At 69.3% G+C, this 23,655-nt stretch carries 25 protein-coding genes and 1 pseudogene; 4 read left to right on the forward strand and 22 right to left on the reverse strand.

The features are described from left to right. Positions 1-2 precede the first annotated feature (2 nt). Positions 3-791: a helix-turn-helix transcriptional regulator gene (locus ACWGSK_RS14045; protein WP_452455978.1), complete on the reverse strand. Its 789-nt coding sequence runs from the start codon at positions 789-791 to the stop codon at positions 3-5. A 97-nt stretch (positions 792-888) separates the two neighbouring features. Here ACWGSK_RS14045 and ACWGSK_RS14050 point away from each other — a divergent pair, with 97 nt between their 5' ends. Further along, positions 889-1,692, forward strand: coding sequence for an SDR family oxidoreductase (locus ACWGSK_RS14050; protein WP_358513083.1), 804 nt, complete (start codon positions 889-891; stop codon positions 1,690-1,692). Between the two features lie 72 nt (positions 1,693-1,764). Here the strand turns inward: ACWGSK_RS14050 and ACWGSK_RS14055 are convergent, their stop codons facing one another. The 7 genes from ACWGSK_RS14055 to ACWGSK_RS14085 form a co-directional block, all read right to left on the reverse strand. Next, entirely contained in the window at positions 1,765-2,523 is a 759-nt protein-coding gene (locus ACWGSK_RS14055) for a hypothetical protein (RefSeq protein WP_358513081.1), read from the reverse strand. A 145-nt stretch (positions 2,524-2,668) separates the two neighbouring features. Next, positions 2,669-3,916 carry a cytochrome P450 family protein gene (locus tag ACWGSK_RS14060; protein ID WP_358513079.1) on the reverse strand — a complete coding sequence of 416 codons (1,248 nt, stop codon included), beginning with the start codon at positions 3,914-3,916 and terminating at the stop codon, positions 2,669-2,671. Further along, a complete protein-coding gene (locus ACWGSK_RS14065; protein WP_358513077.1) occupies positions 3,916-5,148 on the reverse strand; it encodes a cytochrome P450 in 1,233 nt (410 codons plus the stop codon). Before ACWGSK_RS14065 ends, ACWGSK_RS14060 begins: the two co-directional genes overlap by 1 nt. Continuing rightward, positions 5,145-5,771 (reverse strand): GTP-binding protein, encoded by a 627-nt coding sequence (locus ACWGSK_RS14070; protein ID WP_358513075.1) that lies wholly within the window; start codon positions 5,769-5,771, stop codon positions 5,145-5,147. The genes ACWGSK_RS14065 and ACWGSK_RS14070 overlap by 4 nt, the downstream gene beginning before the upstream one ends. Next, positions 5,752-6,111, reverse strand: a complete 360-nt coding sequence (locus ACWGSK_RS14075) for a DUF742 domain-containing protein (RefSeq protein ID WP_358513073.1) — start codon at positions 6,109-6,111, stop codon at positions 5,752-5,754. Before ACWGSK_RS14075 ends, ACWGSK_RS14070 begins: the two co-directional genes overlap by 20 nt. Beyond that, the gene (locus ACWGSK_RS14080; RefSeq protein ID WP_358513071.1) at positions 6,108-6,506 is read right to left on the reverse strand and encodes a roadblock/LC7 domain-containing protein; all 399 of its coding nucleotides are present in this window, start codon (positions 6,504-6,506) and stop codon (positions 6,108-6,110) included. The genes ACWGSK_RS14075 and ACWGSK_RS14080 overlap by 4 nt, the downstream gene beginning before the upstream one ends. Continuing rightward, positions 6,506-7,903: an ATP-binding protein gene (locus tag ACWGSK_RS14085; RefSeq protein WP_452455979.1), complete on the reverse strand. Its 1,398-nt coding sequence runs from the start codon at positions 7,901-7,903 to the stop codon at positions 6,506-6,508. Before ACWGSK_RS14085 ends, ACWGSK_RS14080 begins: the two co-directional genes overlap by 1 nt. Positions 7,904-8,490: 587 nt before the next feature. Here ACWGSK_RS14085 and ACWGSK_RS14090 point away from each other — a divergent pair. Continuing rightward, positions 8,491-8,874 (forward strand): RNA polymerase-binding protein RbpA, encoded by a 384-nt coding sequence (locus tag ACWGSK_RS14090; protein WP_304075711.1) that lies wholly within the window; start codon positions 8,491-8,493, stop codon positions 8,872-8,874. Positions 8,875-8,954: 80 nt separating this feature from the next. On the opposite strand, the gene ACWGSK_RS14095 is transcribed toward ACWGSK_RS14090, so the two are convergent. From ACWGSK_RS14095 to ACWGSK_RS14105, 3 genes are all read right to left on the reverse strand, one after another. Then, positions 8,955-9,758 (reverse strand): HAD-IIA family hydrolase, encoded by an 804-nt coding sequence (locus ACWGSK_RS14095; protein ID WP_358513067.1) that lies wholly within the window; start codon positions 9,756-9,758, stop codon positions 8,955-8,957. Positions 9,759-9,828: 70 nt separating this feature from the next. Further along, positions 9,829-10,605 carry an SCO1664 family protein gene (locus ACWGSK_RS14100; RefSeq protein ID WP_358513065.1) on the reverse strand — a complete coding sequence of 259 codons (777 nt, stop codon included), beginning with the start codon at positions 10,603-10,605 and terminating at the stop codon, positions 9,829-9,831. Positions 10,606-10,608: 3 nt separating this feature from the next. Continuing rightward, on the reverse strand, positions 10,609-11,196 hold the full coding sequence (locus ACWGSK_RS14105) for a DUF3090 domain-containing protein (RefSeq protein WP_358513063.1): 588 nt from the start codon (positions 11,194-11,196) through the stop codon (positions 10,609-10,611). A gap of 311 nt (positions 11,197-11,507) precedes the next feature. Between ACWGSK_RS14105 and ACWGSK_RS14110 the strand changes: the two are divergent. Continuing rightward, positions 11,508-11,615, forward strand: a pseudogene (locus ACWGSK_RS14110) (IS200/IS605 family transposase); the annotation flags it as partial. A 20-nt stretch (positions 11,616-11,635) separates the two neighbouring features. Then, positions 11,636-12,934, forward strand: coding sequence for an RNA-guided endonuclease InsQ/TnpB family protein (locus ACWGSK_RS14115; protein WP_452455980.1), 1,299 nt, complete (start codon positions 11,636-11,638; stop codon positions 12,932-12,934). Here ACWGSK_RS14115 and ACWGSK_RS14120 read toward each other — a convergent pair. From ACWGSK_RS14120 to ACWGSK_RS14170, 11 genes are all read right to left on the reverse strand, one after another. Further along, positions 12,905-13,933, reverse strand: a complete 1,029-nt coding sequence (locus ACWGSK_RS14120; RefSeq protein WP_358513059.1) for a GNAT family N-acetyltransferase — start codon at positions 13,931-13,933, stop codon at positions 12,905-12,907. The two genes, ACWGSK_RS14115 and ACWGSK_RS14120, sit on opposite strands and share 30 nt — an antisense overlap. Beyond that, a complete protein-coding gene (locus ACWGSK_RS14125) occupies positions 13,930-15,273 on the reverse strand; it encodes an MFS transporter (RefSeq protein ID WP_452455981.1) in 1,344 nt (447 codons plus the stop codon). The genes ACWGSK_RS14120 and ACWGSK_RS14125 overlap by 4 nt, the downstream gene beginning before the upstream one ends. A gap of 6 nt (positions 15,274-15,279) precedes the next feature. Next, entirely contained in the window at positions 15,280-15,834 is a 555-nt protein-coding gene (locus ACWGSK_RS14130) for a hypothetical protein (RefSeq protein ID WP_452455982.1), read from the reverse strand. Continuing rightward, positions 15,831-16,298 carry a hypothetical protein gene (locus ACWGSK_RS14135; RefSeq protein ID WP_358513054.1) on the reverse strand — a complete coding sequence of 156 codons (468 nt, stop codon included), beginning with the start codon at positions 16,296-16,298 and terminating at the stop codon, positions 15,831-15,833. Before ACWGSK_RS14135 ends, ACWGSK_RS14130 begins: the two co-directional genes overlap by 4 nt. 11 nt (positions 16,299-16,309) lie before the next feature. After that, positions 16,310-17,818 (reverse strand): hypothetical protein, encoded by a 1,509-nt coding sequence (locus ACWGSK_RS14140; protein ID WP_358513053.1) that lies wholly within the window; start codon positions 17,816-17,818, stop codon positions 16,310-16,312. Next, positions 17,815-18,930: a diaminopimelate decarboxylase family protein gene (locus ACWGSK_RS14145; protein WP_358513115.1), complete on the reverse strand. Its 1,116-nt coding sequence runs from the start codon at positions 18,928-18,930 to the stop codon at positions 17,815-17,817. Before ACWGSK_RS14145 ends, ACWGSK_RS14140 begins: the two co-directional genes overlap by 4 nt. A 2-nt stretch (positions 18,931-18,932) precedes the next feature. After that, positions 18,933-20,180 carry an arginase family protein gene (locus ACWGSK_RS14150; RefSeq protein ID WP_358513052.1) on the reverse strand — a complete coding sequence of 416 codons (1,248 nt, stop codon included), beginning with the start codon at positions 20,178-20,180 and terminating at the stop codon, positions 18,933-18,935. Then, positions 20,177-21,379, reverse strand: coding sequence for a diaminopimelate decarboxylase family protein (locus ACWGSK_RS14155; RefSeq protein WP_358513051.1), 1,203 nt, complete (start codon positions 21,377-21,379; stop codon positions 20,177-20,179). The genes ACWGSK_RS14150 and ACWGSK_RS14155 overlap by 4 nt, the downstream gene beginning before the upstream one ends. 86 nt (positions 21,380-21,465) lie before the next feature. Further along, on the reverse strand, positions 21,466-21,648 hold the full coding sequence (locus ACWGSK_RS14160; RefSeq protein ID WP_358513049.1) for a hypothetical protein: 183 nt from the start codon (positions 21,646-21,648) through the stop codon (positions 21,466-21,468). A 329-nt stretch (positions 21,649-21,977) separates the two neighbouring features. Then, entirely contained in the window at positions 21,978-22,718 is a 741-nt protein-coding gene (locus tag ACWGSK_RS14165) for an MSMEG_4193 family putative phosphomutase (protein WP_358513047.1), read from the reverse strand. Between the two features lie 61 nt (positions 22,719-22,779). Next, positions 22,780-23,619, reverse strand: coding sequence for an undecaprenyl-diphosphate phosphatase (locus ACWGSK_RS14170; RefSeq protein ID WP_358513045.1), 840 nt, complete (start codon positions 23,617-23,619; stop codon positions 22,780-22,782). Positions 23,620-23,655 lie beyond the last annotated feature (36 nt).

The following is a 23,655-nucleotide window of genomic DNA, read 5'->3' on the forward strand; positions in this document are numbered from 1 at the left end:
CGCTAAGTTCCACGGCGCTCCTCCTCGGCTCCCTGCTCCTGGTAGATCAGGAGCTGGTACCCGGGCACGCTGGCGACGTTGAAGGCGTGGAACTCGATGCCCAGTGGACCCCGGGCGGGGTGGCGCAACACCTTCGTCTCATGGGTCTTGGGCCGCACGTCGTGGCGCGCCCACAGACCGGGGAACTCCGGGCTCTCGGCCTCCAATCGGTCGAGCAGCTCCCGGAGCCGGGCGGGAGCCACGGAGAAGTCGGCGCTGGCGCGCAGGTTGGCCACGGTCGCCTCGGCGGAGGCCTGCCACTCGACGAAGAACCGGCGACCCTCGGGGTCCAGCAGGACCATCTCCAGCAGGTTCGCGGTCTCCTCGAAACCGGCGAACAGCTCCTGTGCCCGGGTGTTCATCGCCAGGACGTCGAGCACCGGATCCAGCACGATCGCGCCCGAGTGACTCCACGAATCCATCAGGTTCAGCAACTCCGCCGGCACCGGCTGGATCGTCGCCTCTTCACCGAGTCGGTGTGCCGCACCGGCCAGGGCGTACAGGTGCCGGTTCTCTGCCTCGGTCAGCCGCAGTGCCCGGCAGAGGCCGGCGAGGACCACCTCCGAGGGGCGGGTCTCCTTGCCCTGCTCCAAACGGCGGTAGTAGTCGACGCTCACTTCGGCGATCGTGGCGACCTCGTCGCGGCGCAGGCCGGGAACACGGCGCTCGCCCGTCGCGGGCATTCCGATGGCCTCCGGTGTCACCTTGGCGCGGCGGGTCATGAGGAACCGGCCCAGCTCAGTGCGTGGCATGCCCTGAGCCTACTGACGAGCACGGCGCGAGCCCCGGCTAGCGGGGGGCCGTACCACTACCCCCCGGCTCGGCGGAACCGACCGCATGCTTGTCGACATGAACACAACGCAGAGCATCCGGCCCTCCGCCCAGGTCGTCTCCGGAACCCGGCTCGCCGGGCGTGTCGCCGTGGTGACCGGTGCCTCCAGCGGCATCGGTGAAGCGACCGCCGTCCGCTTCGCGGAACTCGGCGCGAAGGTGGCGCTGGTGGCCCGCCGCGGCGACCGGCTCGACCAGGTCGAGGACCGCATCCGTGCCGGTGGCGGAACCGCCCTGGCCTTGCCGACCGATGTCACCGACCGCGCCGCCGTCCTCGCGACGGCCGACCGGGTCGCCGACGAGCTCGGCTCGGTCGACCTCGTCTTCGCGAACGCCGGTGTACAGCTCATCTCCGGCATCACCGACCTGGCCACAGCGGACTGGGACGCCCAGATCGACCTCAACATCAAGGGCGTCATGAACACCATCCAGGCCTTCGTGCCGTCCCTGGAGGCGGCCGCGAACGCCGACCGCAGCGCCGATCTCATCACGACCTCGTCGATCGCCGCCGTCCGGATCCTGGAGGGATTCCAGGTCTACTCGGCGACCAAGGCCTACGTCACCCAACTCACCAGGCTGCTGCGCACCGAGTTGGGCCGCAAGAAGATCCGCGTGGCGACGATCGAGCCGGGCATGGTCGACACCGAACTGCCGGACCACGTCACCGATCCGGCGGCGAGCAGGCTCATGGCCGACCTGATCACCCGGATCGACGTCCTCTCGTCAGAAGACGTCGCGGAGACGGTCGCCTTCATGAGCGCGGTCCCCAAACACGTCAACCTGACCGAGATCACGATGCTTCCGACCGAGCAGATCATCTAGCACGGAGGAAACGAGGCCGGGGTGGCGGATCCAGGATCGGGGCGGGGTAACGGCCGCGATGGCCCTGGCTCCTCAGTCGACGGGGAAGTCCAGGTGGACCTGGGACGAGCACTCGGCGAGACAGCCGCCGATGGTGAGTTTGCCACCGACGGGGGCGGCCGGGAAGTACAGGACCGCCTGGGTGGCGGTACCGGCCCTCAGGGAGTACTCGCCCACGGTCTCCGCCACCCGGCTTCGAGTGCCGTCGGGTGCCGTGTAGGTGGCGCCGGGCAGGTCCAGGTCGACGTCGTCGACGGTGGTGAACTCGGCGGAGACCACCAGGGTGTCGTCGGTGATGGTCTGGTAGGCGGTGAGCAGGACGACGTCGACCCCGGCGGAGCTCGCCGCGACCCCGTGACCGCTGACCATGCGCTCTCCCGGGTCCTGACCGTCGATCCGGAATCCGGTCAGGAGGTCGTCCTCCCCGACGGTGAAGTCGGTGAAGTCCGCGCAGTCGTCGGCCCCGGGGAGGCACATCCGGAAACCGTCGGGGACGGGTTCCAGGGACGCGTTGTCCAGGAGTTCGCCCGCCTCGGCCTTGGCGGCCGTCACCTGCGCGTAGTGGCGCAGGTAGGTGTGGGCGGTGGAGTCCTCCTCGGCGAGGGTGAGTCCCTCGCGCATGCCCTCGGGGTCGCTGAATCGGACCAGCGCCGTCATGTACTCGGCGGCCTCTTCGGCGTCGACGCCCCGGCCGGCCTCGACTCGGGGGGCCGGGGCCGTTCCCTGCGCGAGACCGCAGCCGGTGAGGAACAGCAGGGCCGTGGCCACCACCGCCGTCGTCCTTCGTGACATCTCCGCGCACCCCCTCGGACCATCGATCCTAGGGTGAAATGCAGCTTCCTGTCTGTTTTCTATACTTCTTGAATGTTTTGTGACTGCGTCCTGAAACGCCCGTGGCGTGGACCGTCGAGGGGACGATCCACGCCCTTTCGATCGCTCAGGGACGCAGCAGGACGGGAAGTTCCTTGAGGCTGTTCACCAGAATGGAGGGGTGGTTCTCCAGCTCGGAGTCGTCGACGGCGAGCTTCAGGTCCGGGAAGCGCTCGAACAGCAGCGGGAGGGCGATCTGGCCCTCCATTCGCGCCAGGTGCGATCCCGGGCACACGTGCGGGCCGTAGCCGAAGGAGATGTGACGGCCCTTGTTCCGGGTCAGGTCGAAGGTGTCGGGGTGCGGCTCCTCGCCGTGCTCGGCGCGGTCGCGGCTGATGGCCCCGTAGGAGGTCATCAGCGCCTCGCCCTTCTTGATGGTGGTCCCGCCGATCTCGATGTCCTCGGTGGCGAAGCGAAAGACGAAGTTGGAGGTGGGCGGGTCGAAGCGCAGGGTCTCCTCCACCACCGCGTCCCAGCCGACCTGGCCCTTCTTGACCAGGTCGAACTGCTCGGGGTGGGCCAGCAGGGCGCGGACGGCGTTGCACAGCAGGTTGACGGTGGTCTCGTGACCGGCGGCGACCACGACCTGCAGGGTGCCGCGCACCTCCAGGTCGGTGAGGGAGTCGCCGTTCTCGCCCGCGTTGAGCAGCTCGGTGGTGAGGTCCTCCGCCGGGTTGGCGCGCTTGTGGGCGATCATGTCGTCGTAGTAGCGCTCCAGGGTCTTGTACGTGTGCATGAACTCCTCCGGCGTGGTGACCGCGCTGAAGAACTGCACGTACATGTCGCGGAGCCAGTCGTGCTCGGCGGCGTCCACGCCGTAGAGCTCACCGATCACGTTCATCGGCAGCTTGAAGGCGAACTCGCCCTTGAGGTCCAGGCGTCCTCCGTCGGCCTTGGCCTCCATGGCGTCCAGTAGCTCGGTGGTGATCTCCTCCACGCGCGGGCGCAGACGCTCGATGCTGCGCGCGGAGAACGCCTTGGCGGTGAGCAGACGCAGCCGCTTGTGCTCGGCGCCGTCGGTGCCGAGGAGGTTGGTGGGCGCGGGCGGGATGGTGCTGAGCAGCGGCCAGGCCTCGGGGATGCGGCCCTGCTGGAAGTCCTCCCAGTGCGCGATGTCCTTGACCAGGCGCGAGTCGTTGAGGGCGGCGCGACCGGCCTCGTGGTGGGTCACGGCCCAGGCGGACACGCCGCCGGGCAGGTCCACACGGGTGATGGGACCCGCGGCGTACAGGGCCTCGCGTTCGGCGCGCAGGTTCTTGACGTAGGGGTCGAGGGTGACTGTTCCAGAGGATCCATGCTGTACGGGGCAGGACATCAGAGTGCTCCTCGTGGGGGCGCGGGGGTGAAGGTGACCGGAAGGGACAAGACGCCGCGTACCCAAGGGGACGGGCGCCACCGGAGCTCTTGAGCGGGGACGGCGAGTTCCAGGTCGGGGAGTCGGTCCATGAGGACCTCGATGCCGGTGATCGCGATGACCTCGGCGATCTCCTGGGCGGGATAGGGGCAGCGGTGCGCGCCGTGTGAGAACGACAGGTGGGCGTGGTTGCCGCGATCGCCGGCCGCGGTGGGCGCCGAGCGCACGTCGGGGTCGTGGTTGGCCGCGGCCAGTCCCAGGAGGAGCATGTCGCCGCCGCGGATCGACGTTCCACCGAGTTGCACGTCGTGTACTGCGTAGCGGGCGGCGTAGATCTGCGTGGGGGTGTCCTCCCACAGGACCTCGTTGAGGGCTTCGCGGGCGCTGCTGCGCGCCCCGACGATCGAGGCCGCGAACCGGTCGTCGGTGAGCATCAGGCGCAGGGCGTTGCCCAACCACTCGGTGGTGGGCTGGTTGCCGCCGCCCAGGACGACGATGAGGTCGAGGATGATCTCCTCGACCGTGTACGCGGCGGGGTGGGCGAGCATCCGGGAGACCAGGTCGGGCCCGGGCTCGGCGCGTCGCCGGGTCACGATGTCGGCCATGAGACCGATCAGGGACTCTCGTGCCTTCATCGTGTCCGGACCGCCGTCGATCATCGTGGTCATGATCTCGGCGAGGTGGTCGCCACCGGCGTCGTCGAGACCGTAGATCCACCCCAGGGCCTGGGCGGGCAGCCGGGCCGTGTAGGCGGTGCGCAGGTCCACGCCGTCGGAGGCGCAGAATCCGTCGATGAGCCGGTCGGCCATGCGGGTGACGTTGGTGCGCAACTCGTGCGCGTCCACCGCCGCCAGGGCGTCGTTGACCGCCTCTGACCGACGCCTGTGTTCGGCGCCCTCGGCGTACAGGATGGTGGGGCTGCGCATGACCAGGGGGTTCAGCGGCCAGTCGGGCGGGATCAGGTCCCAGGAGTTCCACCGTTCGGAACTGCGTTGGAACACGTCGGTCTCGGTGAGGACCTGGTGGAGTTCCCGGTAGCCCACGACCAGCCACGCGGGGACGTCGCCCTCCATGGTCACCGGGACCACCGGGCCGTATTCGGCGCGCATGGCCCGGTACAGGCCTGCCGGGTCGGTCTCGAACTCGGGGCCGTGCAAGGGGACACGGCCTTCGACGATCGGGCAGCCGCTCATCGTCGGCCCTCCTTCACCAGGGTGCGGACGTGTTCGACCAGGGCGATGAGGACCCGCTTGGCCGAGTCGCGATCGCGGGCGTCGCAGCGCAGCAGGGGCACGGCCGGGTCCAGGTCCAGGGCGGCGCGCACGTCCTCCAGGGGGTGGTCGGCCTCGCCGAAGTCGTTGTGCGCCACCACGAACGGGGTGCCCTGGGCCTCCAGACGGTCGATGGCGTAGAAGCAGTCCTCCAGGCGGCGTGTGTCCACCAGGACCACCGCGCCCAGGGCCCCGGAGAACAGGCGGTCCCACAGGAACCAGAATCGTTGCTGGCCGGGGGCGCCGAACAGGTACAGGACCGAGGTGGCGTCCATGGTGATGCGCCCGAAGTCGAAGGCGACCGTGGTGGTGCCCTTGGCCTCGACCCCGTTGAGGTCGTCCACCGAGGCGCCCGCGCTGGTCATGGTCTCTTCGGTGGTCAGGGGCCTGATCTCGCTGACCGAACGCACCATGGTGGTCTTGCCGACCCCGAAGCCGCCGACCACGGCGAGTTTCAGGGCCTGGGCGGCACCGGCGGGAAGTCGGGTGCCCGGGACGCCGAGGGTTCCGTCGGCGGGTGCGGGTTCAGAGGTCGTGGAGTGCAACGAGCACCTTCTCCAACACGTCCGGGGAGGTGAGCGGGTGCGCCGGTGAGGGCGCGGGGGTCGGATGGCGCGCGGTCACCCGACCGGTGTCGATGAGGTCGGTGAGCAGGATGCGCACGACCGTCAGGGGCAGACCCAGGTACGCGGCGACCTCGACCACCGACAGGGGGCTCGTGCACAGGCGCAGGATGTGTGCGTGCTCGGACTGCATCCCGGGGGCGGGTTCGCTCTCGGCCACGATGAGGGTCACCGCGTCCAAGGTGTCGTCGACGCCGCCGCTGCGCCCGGAGGTGATGACGTAGAGCCGGTCCGGGCCTTCCTGACGCGGCGAGGGGCTCACGCGGTCCCGGCCCGGGCGGGGCTGGACAGGTATTCGCCCAACTGCTCGACCAATTCGCTCATGTTGTGGCCGACCAGCCCGGGGTCGGCCTCCTCCGAGGTGATGACGGCCAGGTGGGCGCCCTGTCCCGCCTCAACGATGAACAGCAGACCGCCGTAGAACTCGGCCATGGCCTGGCGCACTCCGCCCCCACCGTTGCCGAACTCCTTGGAGGCGCCGTGGGCGAGGCTCTGGAGCCCGGCGGCGATCGCGGCGAGGTGGTCGGCGCTGTCCGTGCTCAGACCGGAGCTGTGGCACAGCTTGAGTCCGTCGCGCGAGAGCACGAGGGAGTGGCGGGTGCCGGGGGTGCGTTCGAGGAGGCCTTCGAGCAGCCAGGTGAGCTTGTCGAGATCCATCAGGTGTCCTTGGATGAGTCGGCCGGGCCGCGTACGGCGGAGCGGAACGCGCCGAACCCCTTCGGCGAGGTGGAGGGGCCGGTGTCCGCGGGGGTGTCGCTGTCGGCGGGGGCGGCGGTCCGGGTGCGTTCGACGGCGGCGAGGGTCCGGCCGCGTCGACGCTGGGGCAATCCGTTCGAGAGCCGGGGCTCGGGCTCGTCGGTGGGGGTCGGTTCGTCGGAACCCGTCGATGTGGCGGGCACGTCGGACGGGGGCGTTTCGGTGGTCACCCGGACCCGGGTGTTCGGCGCCGGGTCCGTCGTCGCCGGCAGCGGTTTGATGAGGCGCTGCGGCAACAGCAGGACCACCCCGGTGCCGCCGCGGGAGGAGGAACGGTAGGCGACCGACAACCCATAGCGTTGGGCGATCCTGCCGACGACCGCCAACCCCAGGCGGGTTCCGGAGATCGTGGTGATGTCCGAGGCGCTCTCGACCATCCGCCGGGCACGGCGCAGGGCCTCGTCGCCCATGACCAGACCACCGTCCTCGACCATGATGGCCACCCCCGCCTGGACCTCCTCCACGTGGACGTGGACCTCGGCGGTGGGCGGGGAGAACTTGGCGGCGTTGTCGAGCAGTTCGGCCAGGGCGTGGATGACCCCTTCGGCGGCGAACCCGGCCACGGCCAGTCTGGAGACGCTGTGGGTGCGCACCCGTCGGTAGGCGCCGATGCGACCCATGGCGCCGCGCAGGATGCTCTCCATCGGGATGGAGCGGCTCCAGCGGCGGCCGGAACGGGCGCCGGTCAGGACGGCGATGCCGTCGGCCATGCGACCGGCCTGCGCGGTGGTGTGGTCCAGGTGCATGAGGTCACCGAGGATCTGGTCCCCGCCTCCGACGTCACCGTGCCGTTCCTGCATCGCGCGCAGGTCGGCGAGCATGGTGGTGGTCAGCGCCTGGACCCGGCCGGCCGCCGTGGCGCAGGCGGCCATCGCGGCGGAGCGGCGGCGTTCGGCGGCGGAGATCTCGGTGGCGGCCAGTCGCAGCGCCTCGGAGGTGCCCGGGTCCTCCGGGAGGGTGACGCGGTGCAGGGCGGTCTCGGCGGAGTCGCCCTGGCGTAGGTGTTCGACCACGCGCGGCAGGGTCCGCGAGCCGAGTGCGGCGGTCTCGGCCCGTACCCGTTCCACCTCGGCGCGCAGTGTCTCGACGCGGCGGTCCCGTGCGGCCAGGAGCAGCGCGAGGGCGACCCCGAGCACGAGGGTGAGCGCGCCGGCGGTGAGGACGGACGTCCGGGCCTCGGGGTGGGCGGCCCACAGGGCCCAACCCCATACCGGAAGCGAGGGGGCCAGGAGCAGGAGCCACCGCGGTGCGGTGGAACGCGACGTTGATACGCCGTCGTGGGGGATATCAGCGGTCATACGGCTCCGTCGTCACTCTTTGTGCATGTCGCGGGACACGTCCGAAGTAGCCCGCGATCCACGTGCGAAGATGCGCGAAAAAGGCCGGAGAAACAACAGCAATCCGGCCTTTCAGACACACAGCGAGCAAACCTACCACTCAGCCGGACCGACGCCTATGCCACGGGAATGCACAATGAATTACCCAAAACCGGATCCGCGACCCTCTTGACCACAGAGGAAGCCTGCGCAACACCGGCCCCGCCAATGCCCGGGGCGGGCGCACCACGACCATTGTGCGAAACCCGCTCACACCCGACTTGAACTGCGCCTCCTCGCCGAAAGTGCCGTTCGTCGATAACGAACGCGCGGATGATCCGACTTCGGGCGGGGCCCGGCACCCGCGTCGCTGCGCGGAGCCGCCGACAATCACCCCTAGAGTGGTGCAGATCACAACCAGCGGGAGGGTCGGCCAAGCCGGCCCCCCGGCACACGCGGGCTTCCCGCACCCACCGAAGAGGTTCGACCCGTGACAGTCGGGGAATCTTGACGTGGACCAACGCGTTACACCCCGCGAGACCGCACGAGCGCCTGGAGGCACCCACACGATGGCCGAGCGAGCACTTCGCGGCACCCGGCTCGGGGCGACGAGCTACGAGAACGACCGCAACACCGACCTGGCTCCCCGGCAGGAAGTCACCTACGACTGCACCCGGGGCCACCGCTTCTCGGTCACCTTCGCGACCGAGGCGGAGATCCCCGGCGAATGGGAATGCCGCTTCTGCGGCGACCGCGCCCTACGCCGAGACGGCAATGGCGAGGAGCCCAAGAACACCAAGCCGGTGCGTACGCACTGGGACATGCTGCTCGAACGCCGCAGCATGGAGGACCTCGAAGAGGTTCTCGCCGAACGCCTGGAACTGCTCCGCGCCCGCCGCCGCGAAGAAGCGGCCAAGGTGGAGGAGATCGCCAAGCAGCGACAGAGCGCCTGACACGACGCCACGGGGGCGGTGGACCGATGGTCCACCGCCCCCGTCGTGTTCGTCTCCACCCCTGCTCGTCTACTGCTCGTCTATCCCTGGTCACCGAAGGGGTCGCCGGTCCTGCCCACCAGGTCCTTGACCGACCCGATCACCCGGGTGGGCCGGTACGGGAACTCGTCGGCGGTGTCCCGACCGGAGATGCCCGACAGCACCAGCACCGTCTGCAAACCGGCTTCGAGACCACTGAGCACGTCGGTGTCCATGCGGTCCCCGACCATGAGGGTGTTCTCCGAGTGCGCACCGATCCGACGCAACGCCGAACGCATCATCAGCGGGTTGGGCTTGCCCACGAAGTAGGGCCGGCGTCCGGTGGCCTTCTCGATGAGCGCCGCGACCGCGCCGGTGGCGGGCAGCGGTCCCTCGGCGCTGGGTCCGGTCTCGTCGGGGTTGGTGGCGATGAACCGGGCGCCGTTGCGCACCAGACGGATCGCCCGTGTGATGGCCTCGAAGCTGTAGGTGCGGGTCTCCCCCAGCACCACGTAGTCGGGGTCGCGTTCGGTCATCACGTAGCCGACGTTGTGCAGCGCGGTGGTCAGACCGGACTCACCCACGACGTAGGCCGAACCACCGGGCCGCTGCGTCTGCAGGAACTGGGCGGTGGCGAGCGCCGAGGTCCAGATCGACTCCTCCGGGATGTCCAGCCCCGAGTTGAGCAGTCGGGCCCGCAGGTCGCGCGGGGTGTAGATGGAGTTGTTCGTCAACACCATGAACGGGGTCCCCTGCTCCCGCAGCTCGGCTATGAGCGTGTCGGCCCCGGGGATCAGGTGCTCCTCGCGTACCAGCACGCCGTCCATGTCGAAAAGGTAGTTCCACTCGTTGCTCACAGGCACCATTGTGCCGGTGTCCGTCGGTGGAACACCATTCCTACTCCCCGGTAACGAGCTTTGAACGACTTGATGCTGCTCACACGGGTGGCCAGGGGACGGAAGGCCAGTCGGGAGCGGGGTAGGGGTGGATGCGGTGGTGGACGAGCAGATCCACCCGGGCGCGGACCGCGTAGACCTCCGGGCCGGTCAGGTGTCGGTCCAGTTCCTTCGAGAGCGGGTCCTCGGCGTCGCGCAACCGGGTACTCAGCCGGGTCAGGGCCCCCAGGGCCTCCTCGGTGAGGGGCTGTCCCTGCCACTGCCACAGGACGGTGCGCAGTTTGTAGTCCTCGGCGAAGGACACCCCGTGGTCGCAGCCGTACAGGTGTCCGCCCGGACCGGGCAGCAGGTGGCCGATCTTGCGGTCGGAGTTGTTGATCACCGTGTCCAGCACGGCCATCCGGCGCAGGCCCCGATGTTCGGTGCGTCTGGACAGTTCGACCAGGTCGACGGTGGTGTCACCGTGCACCCACAACTGGACCATGCCCTCACCGTAGGGGCCGTCGCGGTGCACGGTCGGCGGCACCACGGACCAGCCCAGCGCCTCGGAGACCGCGTAGGCGGACACCTCTCGACCGGCCAGGGTGCCGTCGGGGAAGTCCCACAGGGGCCGCTCCCCCGCCACCGGCTTGTACACGCAGGCCGCCGAGCGGTCACCGTCGGAGATCGTGCAGTACAGGGTGGCGTTGGAGGCCGTGGTCAGGCGGCCCCGCACGGTCAGGTCGCCCTTACGGAGGAGGTCGACGCCTTCGGCGGGGTCGATCCCGTCGAAGTCGGCGGGCGAGGGTCCGCCCTCGGTGGTGTCGTCGGCGTGCACGGCTCAGACGAGCCGGTCCGGGCGATAGCCGTTCTGGCGAGCGCAGATGTGACCGGCCGGGTCCAACGGACGACCGCACAGGGGGCAGTCGGGGCGCCCGGCGGAGACCACCTTCAGGGCGCGGCCCGCGAACGAGCGCGCCTCACCGGGGGTGAGGTAGACGCGCAGGACGTCACGGTGGGCCGGGGCCTCCTCGGCGAAGACCTCCAGCTCCTCCTCATCGTCATCGTCCTCGACCAGTTCCTCGGGTCCGGACTCGTCGAGCTCCTGGGCCTCGATGATCACGCGGGCCGCCTCGGCGTCCCAGGCCAGGGCCAGGGTGCCGACGCGGAAGTCCTGTTCGATGGGCTGTTCCAGGGGGCCTTCGTCCTCGGGGGCGGTCTCGTCACCGGGCGGGGCACCGAAACGGCGGTGCACCTCCTCCAACAGTTCCTCGATGCGGGCCGCCAGGGCCTCCACCTGAGCCTTCTCCAACACGACGCTGGTTATACGACCCTCACCCACCGCTTGGAGGAAGAAGGTGCGCTCCCCAGGCTGTCCCACGGTCCCCGCGATGAACCGTTCCGGTGGGTTGAACTGAAAGACGGGCATGGTGACAACCTTACGGGATATCGGTGACACGGGACGATTCGCCCGACCCCGATCAGGTGATCTGAGTTTTCCGGGCGGCGCAGACCCCGGGCTTCAGCCCTGGGGATAGCCGCTCTTCCGCGAACGGGAACATTGAACAGCCCTTTTCCATACGATGAGTTACGCGCCCGTCACTCCGCGCTCGATCTGCGGCATCACCTTCCAACGAGCCCTCCACGTGCTCTGGCACCCCACGCACCGATACCGCGTCCTGAGGGCTGAATCGAGGAACGGCTGAGGAAGATCGTGCGCGAGGAATTTCGGGCACCTGCAAGTCCCGCCTGCCGATGCTGTGCACGAACCGCTACTTCGTGGCCACCATCGAAGGCGCCCCGCTGGAAGCGATCAAGCAGTACGTGCACAACCAGAAGAGCCGCTGAGAGGGAGGGGGTGTTCCACGATGTTGTCGGGGCGTCGTTACCGGCTTGCTCTGACCGATGCGCAGGAGGCGATGTGCACCGAGTTCGGTGACATCTGCCGGGCGGTGTGGAACACCGCCCTGGACCAGCGCCGCCAGTACGTCGACCGCTACACCCGGGGCCGACAAGGGCCGTTCTGTGGGTACCACCTTCAGGCCGCCCAGTTGGCCGAGGCCAAGGCCGAAGAGACCTGGCTCAAGGCCGCCCCCTCGCATGTGCTCCAGCAGACGTTGCAGGACCTGGACCGGGCATGCCACCAGAAGGGCACCTTCAACGTGCGGTGGCGGGCCAAGTACCGGTGGCGGCCTTCGTTCCGCTTCCCCGCCGGGAACCTCATCGTGGTGGAGAAGCTGAACCGCAAGTGGTCGCGGGCCAAGTTGCCCAAACTGGGCTGGGTGCGGCTGCGCTCCTCCCGCCCCCTCGGCGGCACGATCCGCTCGGCGACCGTATCTCGCAAGGGCGGGCACTGGTTCATATCGTTCCTCGTCGAAGACGGGCTGTTCACCCCCGAGCACCATCCGGGCACCCCGGTGGGGGTGGACCGGGGTCTGGCTGTGGCGGCCACGTTGTCCACCGGCGCGTTCCATGACCGCCCCTTCGCCACCCCCGGCGAGAAGTCCCGGTACCTGCGCCTTCAGCGCAAACTCGCCCGACAGAAGAAGGGGTCGGCCAACCGGGCCAAGATGGTGAAGGCCATGGGGCGCATCACCACCCGTGCGGTGGACCGGCGCACCGACTTCTGCGGCCGGCTCACCCGCACACTGACGATCCGGCACAACGTGGTGGTGTTGGAGGGGTTGCGCACCACCGACATGACCGCCTCCGCCAAAGGAACGCTGGAAGCGCCTGGAAAAAAGGTGCGTCAAAAGTCCGGACTGAACCGGGCCATCCTGGACAAGGGGTGGCACCGGCTCGAACTCGCGCTGCGCAACGCCGCCCGCAAGACCGGCACGAGGGTCGTGCTGGTCGACCCCGCTTACACATCGCAGACGTGTCATCGGTGCAAGGTGGTGGACGCCCACTCGCGCAAGAGCCAAGCCGAGTTCGCGTGCATCTCCTGCGCACACACCGATCACGCCGATGTGAACGCGGCCAAGAACATCCTTTACGCCGCAGGGCATGCGGTGTCAGTCGGGCCCCCGCTGCGCGATCATGGCGAAGCCTGCGCAGTAGGGGCGGGAGATTTCGGGGTTACCCGGTCTGTGAAGCAGGAACCAGCGCCCTCGCGAGGGCAGGCGCACCGACCGGCGTTATCGCTGGTGGGAATCCCCCGCCTTTAGGCGTGGGGAGGAAGTCAAGACCCGCTGGACCTCCAACATCCGTTCCACCGTGCGGAACCCGAAGAGGTCGTTGACCGCGAGCATCGGGGTGTTGTCGGGATCCACCCAGGTGCGGACCCACTTCGCCTCGGGAACGTCCCTGGACAGCGCTTCGAGGTTGCGCCGTTTGAGCGCCACCCCCAACCTGTTCCCCCGGTGGGCTCGCATCACCAACGTGTCGTCCTGGTAGACCTCGCCCTCGCCTTCCGCCGGGACCATCATCAGGCTGTACCCGGACCACTCCCCCGAACCGGTCCGCGCGACGGAGACGATGGTGGTGTACCCCTGGTCGACGCGGCGCAGGTCCTCCTTCCGGATCCGGTCGGCGTCCCACACCTGCGGTTCGGTGTCGAGCCCGCCCGTGGGCACCTCACGCTCCATCGCGGTGCGCATCCGCGCGTAGTCGGCCAACAGTTCCTCCGGGCACGGGCCCGTCCAGGTGAGCGTTCGGTGCTCACCGGTCATCTCGGGCAGGGCCGCCAGCCGTCGCTCCGGGACCGGAAGGTCCAGCACCTGGTAGTCCTCCTCGTGCACGACGTCGAAGCCATGGGAGCGGGCGAAAGCGGCGCCCGGCCAAGCGTCCGGGGCGTACCCGCCGGGGACGTAGACCTCACCGGTCGCGGTGCCGCGCCCCTCCTCCTCCATGACCTTCGTGGCCAGTTCGAGCAGTCGCCCGCCCAGGCCCCTGCCCCGGTATTCCGGGACCACCGAGACGTCCACCTCCGCCAGGTGTCGGTTCTCCAGGTCCGGGAGGTCGATGAGCAGGGTGCCCACGGCGCGGTCGTCCTCAACGGCGGCGTAGAGCCGGTGGTGACGGTCCTCGCGCGGGGCGACCATCCCCTTGAGGTCGGAGAGACCCATGACCGCGGCCTCCACGCGGCCGGCCGTCGCCCCCTCGACCAGGGCGGTGTGCCAGGCGCGCAGGGCGGACTCGTCCGTGGTGTCGATCGGGTTGATCATCGCGGTGTGCTCATTCCTTCGTGATCGGTCGGTTCAGGTGGTTCGGAGGCCTTCACGGCTCCCGTCGCGACGGGTTCACCGAATTCGCGCAACCTCGCCGAGGTCATGGCCAATAGCACCGCGACCAGCCCCAGCAGGCCCGCGAAGACCAGGAAGAGCGCGGTGGCACCGGTCTTGTCACCGCCCAAGAGCGTCACCCCGATGCCCGGGCCGGTGTCGGTGAACAGCGGTGTCAGTACGTAGTCCACGACCGGGCCGACGATGAGCAGGCCCAAGGGCAGGGACGATTGGGCGAGGAGACGACGGGCCCCGAAGACGCGGCCCTGTTGCCGCTCCGGCACGTGGGACTGCCAGATGGCCTGGTAGGCGGAGTTGACCGCGGGAAGCACCGCGCCGGCGACCAGGGAGGAGGCGATCCACAGCCACGGGGTCCACGACAGTCCCAGCAGCAGGGGCCCGGCGACCGAACCGACCGCCATGCCGCCCAGCACGAGGGTCATCCGTCGGAACCGGTCGCCCACCGCGCTGACGACCAGGGCCCCCAGCACACCGCCCGCGCCTCCGGCAGCCAGGACCACTCCCAGGAGAGCCTGGTCGTCCCCGCTGCGCATCATGATCAACGGGGTGGTCAGGGCGTAGGAGATCGCCCCGGAGAAGTTGAGCACGAAGAACAGCAGGAGAAGGAGCACCAGGGGCCGGCTGCGGAAGATGTAGGCGAACCCGAACAGCAGGTCCGCGCGGAACACCGCCCACGAACGCCGCCGCTCCCCCTCGGCCACGGCCGGTCGAGGGGTGCGGACCACCAACAGGACCAGCGCGGCGAAGACGAAGGTCACCAGGTCCAGTAACAGGACCACCGACAGGTCGGTCAGCGCCAGCAGGACGCCCCCCAGGGCCGGGGCGAGGATCTCCGCGCCGGGCGAGGCCAGGCTGATCATCCCGTTGGCGCGAACCAGCCGTTCCTCCACCACCAGCAGTGGGACCAACGCCATGTAGGCCACCAGGTGCAGGGACTCCATCACCCCTTCGAACACGGCGATGACGTACAGGTGCCAGATCTCCAGGTTCCCCGTGAGATAGAGCGTCAGAACGGTGGACGTGGTGATGGCGAGGGCGCCGTCACCCACCAGGACGGCCACCCGTGGCCCGATGCGGTCCACGAGTGCGCCGGCGATCGGCGCCATGGCCAGGCCGGGTGCCAGGGAGAGCAGGGTGAGCATCGCGAACAGGGTCGCCGAACCGGACTCCGCCCACACCCACAGGGTGATGGCGAACCAGGCCGTACCCGATCCGATCGCCGACATGAGTTGGGTCGACCACACCAGAGAGAAACGTCGCATACCGCCCTAGACCGCCTCGCCGGAGAGTTCGTCGCCACGGTGCGGCAGCGGCGGGATCGTCACGAGGGTGTAGCGCTCCTCGCAGGCCACGGGGTCGACCCAGTGCCAGGCCTGGGGGTCGTGCTCGACGAAGGTGCCGGCACGGTCGGGGACGAACACCATGGTTTCGGGGTCGTGCTGGGCGTTGAGCCCATCGGTCCCCGAAGTGGTGAGCATGTACAGGCCCTGGCGCAGTGAGTCCCGGTGCGGCAGGACGTAGTCTCCCCGGTCGTACCTGTTGACCTGAACGTAGTAGTCCGTCTTCGGTGTCCCCTCGGGGGTGATGGCGGCGAAGATCGCCGCCCTGAGGTCATCGGGCATCCAGGCGGACTGCAGGACGTGATAACGATCGTCGTCCTCGTACTCGGAGTCCCGGTAGGGGTCGAAGGGGTCGGTTCCGACCGGTCGCGGCGGAGCCGCGGGGTCGGGGTGATCGGCGAACAGGTGTCGGTAGCGGCGCGCGAGGGAGACGATCCCCGCACAGTCGGCCACCACGTCCGGAACCACGGTCAACGGCCTCATCGCACTCCCATCACGACGCTGTACCTGGGTGCCCCGCGCACGGGGCTCACCCACGCCCACGACCCCGGCGCCAGGAGCAGACCCGTGCCCGCCCGGTCCAGGACACGTTCGAAACGCTCATCGACCCAGGCGGTGACCCCATCGACCTCGGAGTCGTCCAAGGGGAAGGTCAGCGACCAGTGACCGGCCACGACGTCGCCCACCCGATGGGGCAGCGTGAAGTCGCCGACGTCGTGGCGGCGCACCCGAACCGTCGCCGGGTCGGGTGCGCCGGACAGCGGGGCCGCGACGGCGACGAGGCGATCCCGCAGTCCGGGGTCGTCGACGGCCAGGTCGGTGTACCGGGACCGGGCCCCGGTGAGGTCTTCCGACGTCGTGGCCGGTAGACCCTCCAGCACCGCTCTCACCTCCTGTCGCAGAGTGTGGGCGACGGGTACCTCCATCGGCCCTTCGGTGAGGATCATCGGGTTCTCCTTCACTCCAGATCGGTCAGATCCACGGGGACGGCGTCGGGGTCGGATCGGCGCAGGGAATCCATGTCGGGGTGGGCCGCCACCTCCATCAGCAGTTCCACCACCGCCGCCCGCCCCCATCCGGCCCGCGCACCCATCGCCACCTTGAACAGGCCTCGCCCCTCCTTGAGGGAGGGGACTATGCATTCGAAGCGGTGGGCACGGAAACCGAAGCTCGACCCGTGCGAGAAGGGCAGTCCCCGGCGACGCGCCTGGGAACGCAGCACGCCGAGCAACAGCCCGTGGTTCTCCAGCGTGTCCTCGCGCAGGTGGCACACGATGAACGGAGCCTGCGCCCAGGGGGAGGCGTCCCCCTGGGCCAGTGAGGGGTGGGCGACGCGGGTGAAGAGTCGTCCCGGTCCCGCGGAGTCGGCGAGCAGTCGTGCGGTCAGCGCGTTGTTGCGCAGGACCGAGACCGCGTGGTCGCGGGCCGCCGCGCGATCCAGGACGAACGGTGCGCTGAGCACCGAGAGGGCTTCCAGGGACAGACCCGATCCCACGACGGTGCGCATCTTGCGCAGGTACGTGGCCAGGTCGGCGGCGGGTGGAAGTACCGGATCGGATCGACGTGCGTACAGGGAGGCCACGCCCAGGTTGCCGAGTTCGAGCCCTCGCTGGTCGAGTTTGAGTCCGGAGCGCACCTCGACGACCAGGACGCCGGGGTCTCCGACGGCCGCCACGAACCGTTCCCGCGGCCACACCGGTGAGACGAGGGTGGAGTCCACCACGACCAGGCCGGGACGGCTTCCCCGCCGCCCCCGCCAGGCGCTCAGAAGTGCCGGTAGGTCGAGGGTGTCCAATTCCCACTCGTAGCGCACGGGTTCGATGAACAGCACGTCCACCTCCCCGGAGAGGAGGCAGGACCTCAGTTCCTCTTGGGTCCGGGCGCGTCGACAGCGCAGGCCGTCGTCGGCGACCAGGTCGAACAGGACTCCGGTCTCGTAGTAGGCGCCCCACATCAGAAGGTTCAAAGGGCGGTCGGCGGTCCGCCGGATCAGACTCCGATAGCACTGGAGGACCCCGGCGATGGAAGCCATACCGCTCGAATGAACGACGTGTGCCACCTCGTGGTGATCGAGCTCGGGGTCCTGGGCCGCGAGCCGTTCCTCCAGTGAGTGACATTCGATGTTGCGTTCGTAGCTGTGCGTGGAGGGACGCCCGAAGGGCAGCGCCATCGGGGTTCCCAGGGGCGGTGACTTGTAGGACCGGTCGGTGAAGCCGTGAGCGTGGCGAAGCCACATCACGCGCAGGTCCGCCTCCGCCCGGTCCATCTCCGCCTCGACTTCGGACCCCTGCCGCCCGACCAGGGAGGCGACCCGCTCCCGCCACTCCCGGATCGACTCGGTCGGCCCCCCGTCCTCGCCCGGGGGAAAGAGTGTGTCGGCCAGTCCGAGCAGGGCGGTGACATCGTCGTGCGCGGTCACCGGGGCCGTACCCGTGCGCCCCTCGGCCGTGTCCATGGTTCCGGTCATGTGTTCCGCCCTCCCTCGGTGTACACGGCCTCCTGATGTGGTGGACCCCATCCGTGCAGGTCGCGCATCATGCTCGCGGTGTAGGCCCCGGACGCGTTGAACACCAGGCGGTCTCCGGGGCCGGGGTCGGTCAAAGAGACCTCCTCGGTCAACACGTCGTTCTCGTAGCAGGTCACGCCACCGATCAGATGGGGGCGCCCCGGCCCGTCCCGTTCGGGCAGACGCGCCACCACCCGTGGGCTCCCCCAGGTGAACAGGTTCCATCCGGAGGCGTCGGCCACGGCGTATCCACGGCCGTCGGGGAACCGATCGACGGAGCGCAGGGAGACCACGAGGTAGCCGGCCAGCGCGGTCGTCGACATGCCCGGTTCCAAGAACACGCGCACGGGAACGCCGTCGAGGCGTTCGGCGACGCGTTTCCAGGCCTGTCGGGCCTGCTGTCGGTCCGTGTACAAGGTGGTGAGGCCACCGCCCAGGTTGAGTTCGCGTACTCGTGGGAAGGCGCGCATGCAGGTGAGCAGGGCCGATGTCAGCAGGTCGGCCCGGTCGGGCGTCCCGATCTCGCCGCTGTGCACATGCAGTCGTACGACGTGTGTGTCGGCCCCGTCCAGGAGCCGGTGGAGTTCGGGGTCGGCGGGATCGACACCGAACCTGCTCGCACGGCGTGCGGAGACCCGGTCCTGTTCGGCCATGGGCACGCGCAGACGCAGCCCGATCTCCCCTGGCGCGGGCCGGGCCCGAAGGAGTGAGCGCAGCTGGTCGACCCCGTCGACGTCGACCAAGGCCTCCTGCTCGGCCATGCCGGCGAGCAGGTCGCCGGTCAGACCCGGCCCGGTGACGCTGATCGGGTCCATGCCGGCGTCTCGGGCCGCGCGGTACTCGGCGGGTGAGGCGACGTCCGCGCCCACCCCGAGGTCGGCCAGGTGGCGCAGCAACGGAGGGAAGCGGTTCGCCTTGAGGGCGAACAGCAGGACGCTCTCCGGAATCGGGGCGGTGTCCTCTCGTAGTTCCCGGACCGTGGCCGTGACCGCGTCCAGGTCGTACAGGAGCGCGGGGGTGGCGACGGTCCGAGCGGCCCGCAGGATCGCCTCGCCGGGTGCGGAGGAGCCCATCGTCACGTGCTCCCCTCCTGGTGGCCGATGGCGGCGTCCAGGGCTCGCAACAGCAGGTCGGCGATGATCAGTCCGTCCGTCTCCCCCTCATGAGGCAGGAACTCCACCACGTCGATCCCGACGATGCGCCGGGCCGAGCACAGGTCGGTCAGCAACCCGACCAGTTCCGCGTGGGTGAAACCTCCGGGCAGGGGCGTGCCGGTGGCGGAGAGCACCGAGGGGTCCAGCGCGTCGACGTCGATGGTCAGGTGGTAGGGCAGGGACTCGGGAAGTTCGGCGAGGATCTCACCGAGCGGGGTGCTCAGCGCCGAGGTCCCGGGCCAGCGGCGGAGGGTGTCGTCCTCTCGTGCGGGAGGGTCCTCCAGTTGGCGCAGGCCGAACTGGGCGAGTCGGACCACCCGAGGATCGCCCACCACCCAGTCCATGACGTTTCCGTGATGGCAGTGGAGTTCGGCGTCGTCGCGGCGGGGACGGGCGTAGTCGCCGTGGGCGTCGATGTGCAGGACGCCCAGTGCGCCGTGGACCTCCGCCAGACCGCGGACGATGGGCAACGTGACGGAGTGGTCGCCGCCCAGGGTCACCGGTAGCCGGCCGTGACCGCTGAGTCGGCCGACCACGTTCTCCAGAACCGACCAGGTGGGCCCGGCGGAACGATGCACGTTGGCGGTCACGTCACCGATGTCCGCCAGACGTACCCCGGCCAGCACGCGGTTCCCGGTCACCGGGTCCACGGCACCGGGTGGGCCGTCGGCGGTGTCCCGGTAGCGGAACAGGGCGCCTCCGGTACGTCGTAGCTGGGCGGGGCCGAACCTGCTGCCGGGCCGGTGAGAAGCGCCCAGGTCGTAGGGCATCCCGAGGAAGACGACGTCACAGGAATCGCCGCGCAGTGCCTGGGCCAGGGTGAGGACCGGGGCGCCGAACATGCCGCCACGGCCGGCGGGGGTGGGGACTCCGTCCGGGTCGTGTCGGCGGATGAGGCCGCGTTCGCCCAGAGCCGTGACCAAGGTGCGCAGGTGCGACCGGTCGGTCGCGTCGCCTTTGGCGAGGGTGGCCAGGGTGCGGGGGACCGCGAAGGCGGCGAGGAGGTCGGCGGTGACCGGACCGACCTCCAGCTCCCATCCCTCACCGGTGTGCCACACGGTGGTGCGGCCGTCCTCGGAGCCTCGCAGGGCCAGCAGGGGTTCGGTGGCCAGGAGGGTGTCGTCGGTGATCGGAGGGGTTCCCGTCGCCCCGGGTCCGGAGTCGTTCACGCGGTGGCCCCCGCGGTGGTGAGCGCGGCTTCGGCCTCGATCATGTGCTCGCCGTCGAAGAGGTGTTCGCGCGGCGGGGGGACGCGGTTGAACCACCGGGCGTTGGTGATGGTGTAGGCGCCGGTGGCGGTGATGACCAGGCGGTCGCCCGCACGACAGTGGGGAACCTCCAGGGTGGTGCGGGCCGCGGTGGGGGTGGCGCCGAAGAAGTCGTTCTCGTAGAGGGTGCAGCCCGCCACGAGGGCGGGCCCGCCGGACCCATGCCCGTCAAGGGACAGGACCTGGGGACGGTTGTGCCAAGGGGCGAGGTTCCAGGCGGAGGCGTCCAGGGTCACGACGCGGGTGTCCAGGACCGGGTGGTGTTCCTCCACCGACCGCACCCGGGTGAGGAGGTAGCCGTAGGGGGTGAGCAGCGCGCCGCCGGGTTCGAAGCGCAGGGAGATCGGGCGACCGGTACGTTCGCGCCACCCGGTGACGAGCGAGGCGACGTCGGCGAACGCGGCGATGGCCCTCGCCCGGTCCCGGTAGAGATGGAAGAAACCGCCTCCGAGGTCGATGGTGTGCACCTCGGGCAGGTGTTCGGCCACGGTGAGGAGGTATCGGGTCTTGTAACGCAGGGAATCGGGGGTCATCTGGCCGGTGTGGACGTGCAACCGGGTGACCCGCAGTCGATGTCGCCCCAGCACCCGCGTGAGGTCGGGGTCGGCGGGGCGGACGCCGAAACGGCTGTCTCCGGCGAAGGTCGCCGTGCCCTCCAGGGTTCGGGGAAGGTCCACGCGCACGCGTATCCCCACCTCGCTCCCGGGGCGGTGCCGTCCATAGGAGTCGAGTTGGTCGAGGGAATCACAGTCCAGGGTGATCCCGTGCTCGGCCAGGGTGTCGAAGTCGGCTCCGGCGAAGACGGGACCCGTGGCGGAGATCTCGGCGAATCCGGCGTTCATGGCCAGGTCGAGTTCTCCGGGGGAGGCGACGTCACAGCCGAGCCCGAGCGCGGCCATCTCCCCGAGCACGGCGGGGGTATGGCAGGCCTTGAGGGCCAGGTTGAGTTTCGCGTCGGGGACCTGGGAGACGTCGTGGCGCATCGCCGCCACGCCCGCACGGATTCCGGGCACGTCGTAGATCAGCGCGGGGGTGTCGAGATCGGCGGCGAGCGCGAAGAGGCGTTCGCTCGGTGGGGTGAACAGGGGGGCTGGTGGCATCGACGATCCTTCACCGGAGAGGACCCGTCGGGCCGGTGGCACCGGCCCGACGGACGAGGTTCCCAGGGACTCGGGGAGGCTCGGAACTAGTTGGCGCGGGGGCGGCTGCCGCCGAGGGTGCCGAGGTCCATGTTGATCTCGTGGACGTCCGCACCGCCGATCTCACGGATCGACTCGTCGATGACGGCCTGCTCGCTCCAGGCCTCGCCGGAGAAGTTGGCGTCGAACTCCTTTTCGAGGTCGGCCAGCTTCGTCTGCAGAGTGGGCATAGTTCGTCCTTTCACTCAGAAGGGCGGATTCGCGGACTCACACCACCTCTAGGCGCCTTACCGGTGGGCGGCGTCGAACGCACTTCCCACTGTAAGAATCGACTTTTCCCAGGACAACGCGGTGACCAATTGCGGCCACAATGAAACCGAGACCCAGTTGAAAAAACCATGAATAAAATTCATGAATAAATACGACAAAGCACAGAAAAGCACTATTGCTTTCTCACTGACTTATCCATCGAAATCGCAACGGACAAAGTCAGGGGTCGGACCGCGCAGGATCCATGTGGAACGAACGGTCTCCTGGACACACGCGGGGAGTCCGGGGCTCACTCGGTGACGGGCGCCCCGGATCCGCCCCCCACGGGGGCGTCCCCCTTGGCCTCGGCGGCGGTGGGCAGCACTCCGGCCAGGGGACGTCCGGTGTCGTTGAGGCCGTTGAGGAAGGGGCGGGTGCGCGTGTAGGTGATGGAGGTGACCGAACAGGGGTCCACCCGCACCCGCTGGAACAGGTCCAGGTGGATGCCGAGTGCGTCCGCGACGATCGCCTTGATGACGTCGCCATGGCTGCACACGACGTACACGGGCGGGTCCTGGGTCGCTTCCCGGGTGAGCCGGGCGTTCCAGTCCCGTACGGCCTCCACCGCGCGGGCGGAGGCCGCGGCGAGGGACTCCCCGCCGGGGAAGCGCGCGGCGCTGGGATGGTCCTGCACGACCCGCCACAGGGGTTCGGTGGCGAGGTCGGTGAGGGAGCGCCCGGTCCAGCTTCCGTAGTCGCACTCCAGGAAGCGTTCGTCCAGGGTGAGGGGAACACCGAGCCGCCGGGCCAGGGCCCGCGCGGTCTCCTCGCAGCGTTCGAGGGGGCTGGAGACCAGGGCCGAGGGGGTGAGCCCCTCCAGGCGCTCCGCGAGGCGGGCGGCCTGGTCCCGGCCGGTTTCGTTGAGGTGCAGCCCCGGAGCCCGGCCGGCCAGCCGCGGGCCGGTGGCGTCGGTCATCCCGTGCCGTACGAGTAGGAGGGTGACCGCCTCGGGGGCGGGCGGGGTGTCCTTGGTCTGCGCCGATGTCGCCATGACCACAGACTATGTTCCGCCGCCGGGACCGGCCGCACACGGTGGCCGGTCCCGGCGTTCCTCAGCCGATCCCGGCTCCGCCCTCCGGGGCGAGCACGTTGAAGAAGACCAGGACCAGGATGAGCACGCCCAGGGCGATGCGGTAGTACACGAACGGCATGAAGCTGTGCGTGCTGATGAACTTCATCAACCAGGCGATGACGATGTAGCCGATCACGAACGCCACGATGGTGCCGACGATGGTGGCGCCCCACCCCGCGTACTCGTCGCCGCCGATGTCGAGCATCTTGTACAGACCGGAGGCGAACACGGCGGGCAGGGCGAGCAGGAACGCGAACTCGGCGGCGGCCGGCCGGCTGAAGCCCAGCAGTCGACCACCGGTGATGGTGGCGCCCGAGCGGGAGACGCCCGGGATGAGCGCAAGCGTCTGGAACAGACCGAAGGTCAGACCACGCTTGAGGGTCAGGTCCTCGATCTCGTTCTGACGGCGCGCGAGGTGGTCGATGACGCCGAGGAGGATGCCGAAGATGATGAGGTTGAGGGCGATCAGGCGCAGGTCGCGGAAGACCCCCTCGATCTGGTCCTCCAGGAGCAGGCCCAGCACACCGATCGGGATGGTGCCGATGATGATGTACCAGCCCATGCGGGCGTTGATGTCGCCGCGCAGTTCCCGGTCGAACAGAGACCGGCACCAGACGGAGATGATCGCCCAGATGCGCTTGCGGAAGTAGAGGATCACCGCGAGCTCGGTACCGATCTGGCTCACGGCGGTGAACGCCGCGCCCGGGTCGGGCCAGTTGAAGAACGCCGCGAAGACACGCAGGTGGGCGCTGGAGGAGATGGGTAGGAACTCGGTGAGTCCTTGGATGAGGCCGAGAACGACCGCCTCGAAGATGGACACGCGGTTCGGTCTTTCGTTTTCAGGGGTGGCCCAAGG

This window comes from Nocardiopsis sp. NPDC055551 (assembly GCF_053619415.1).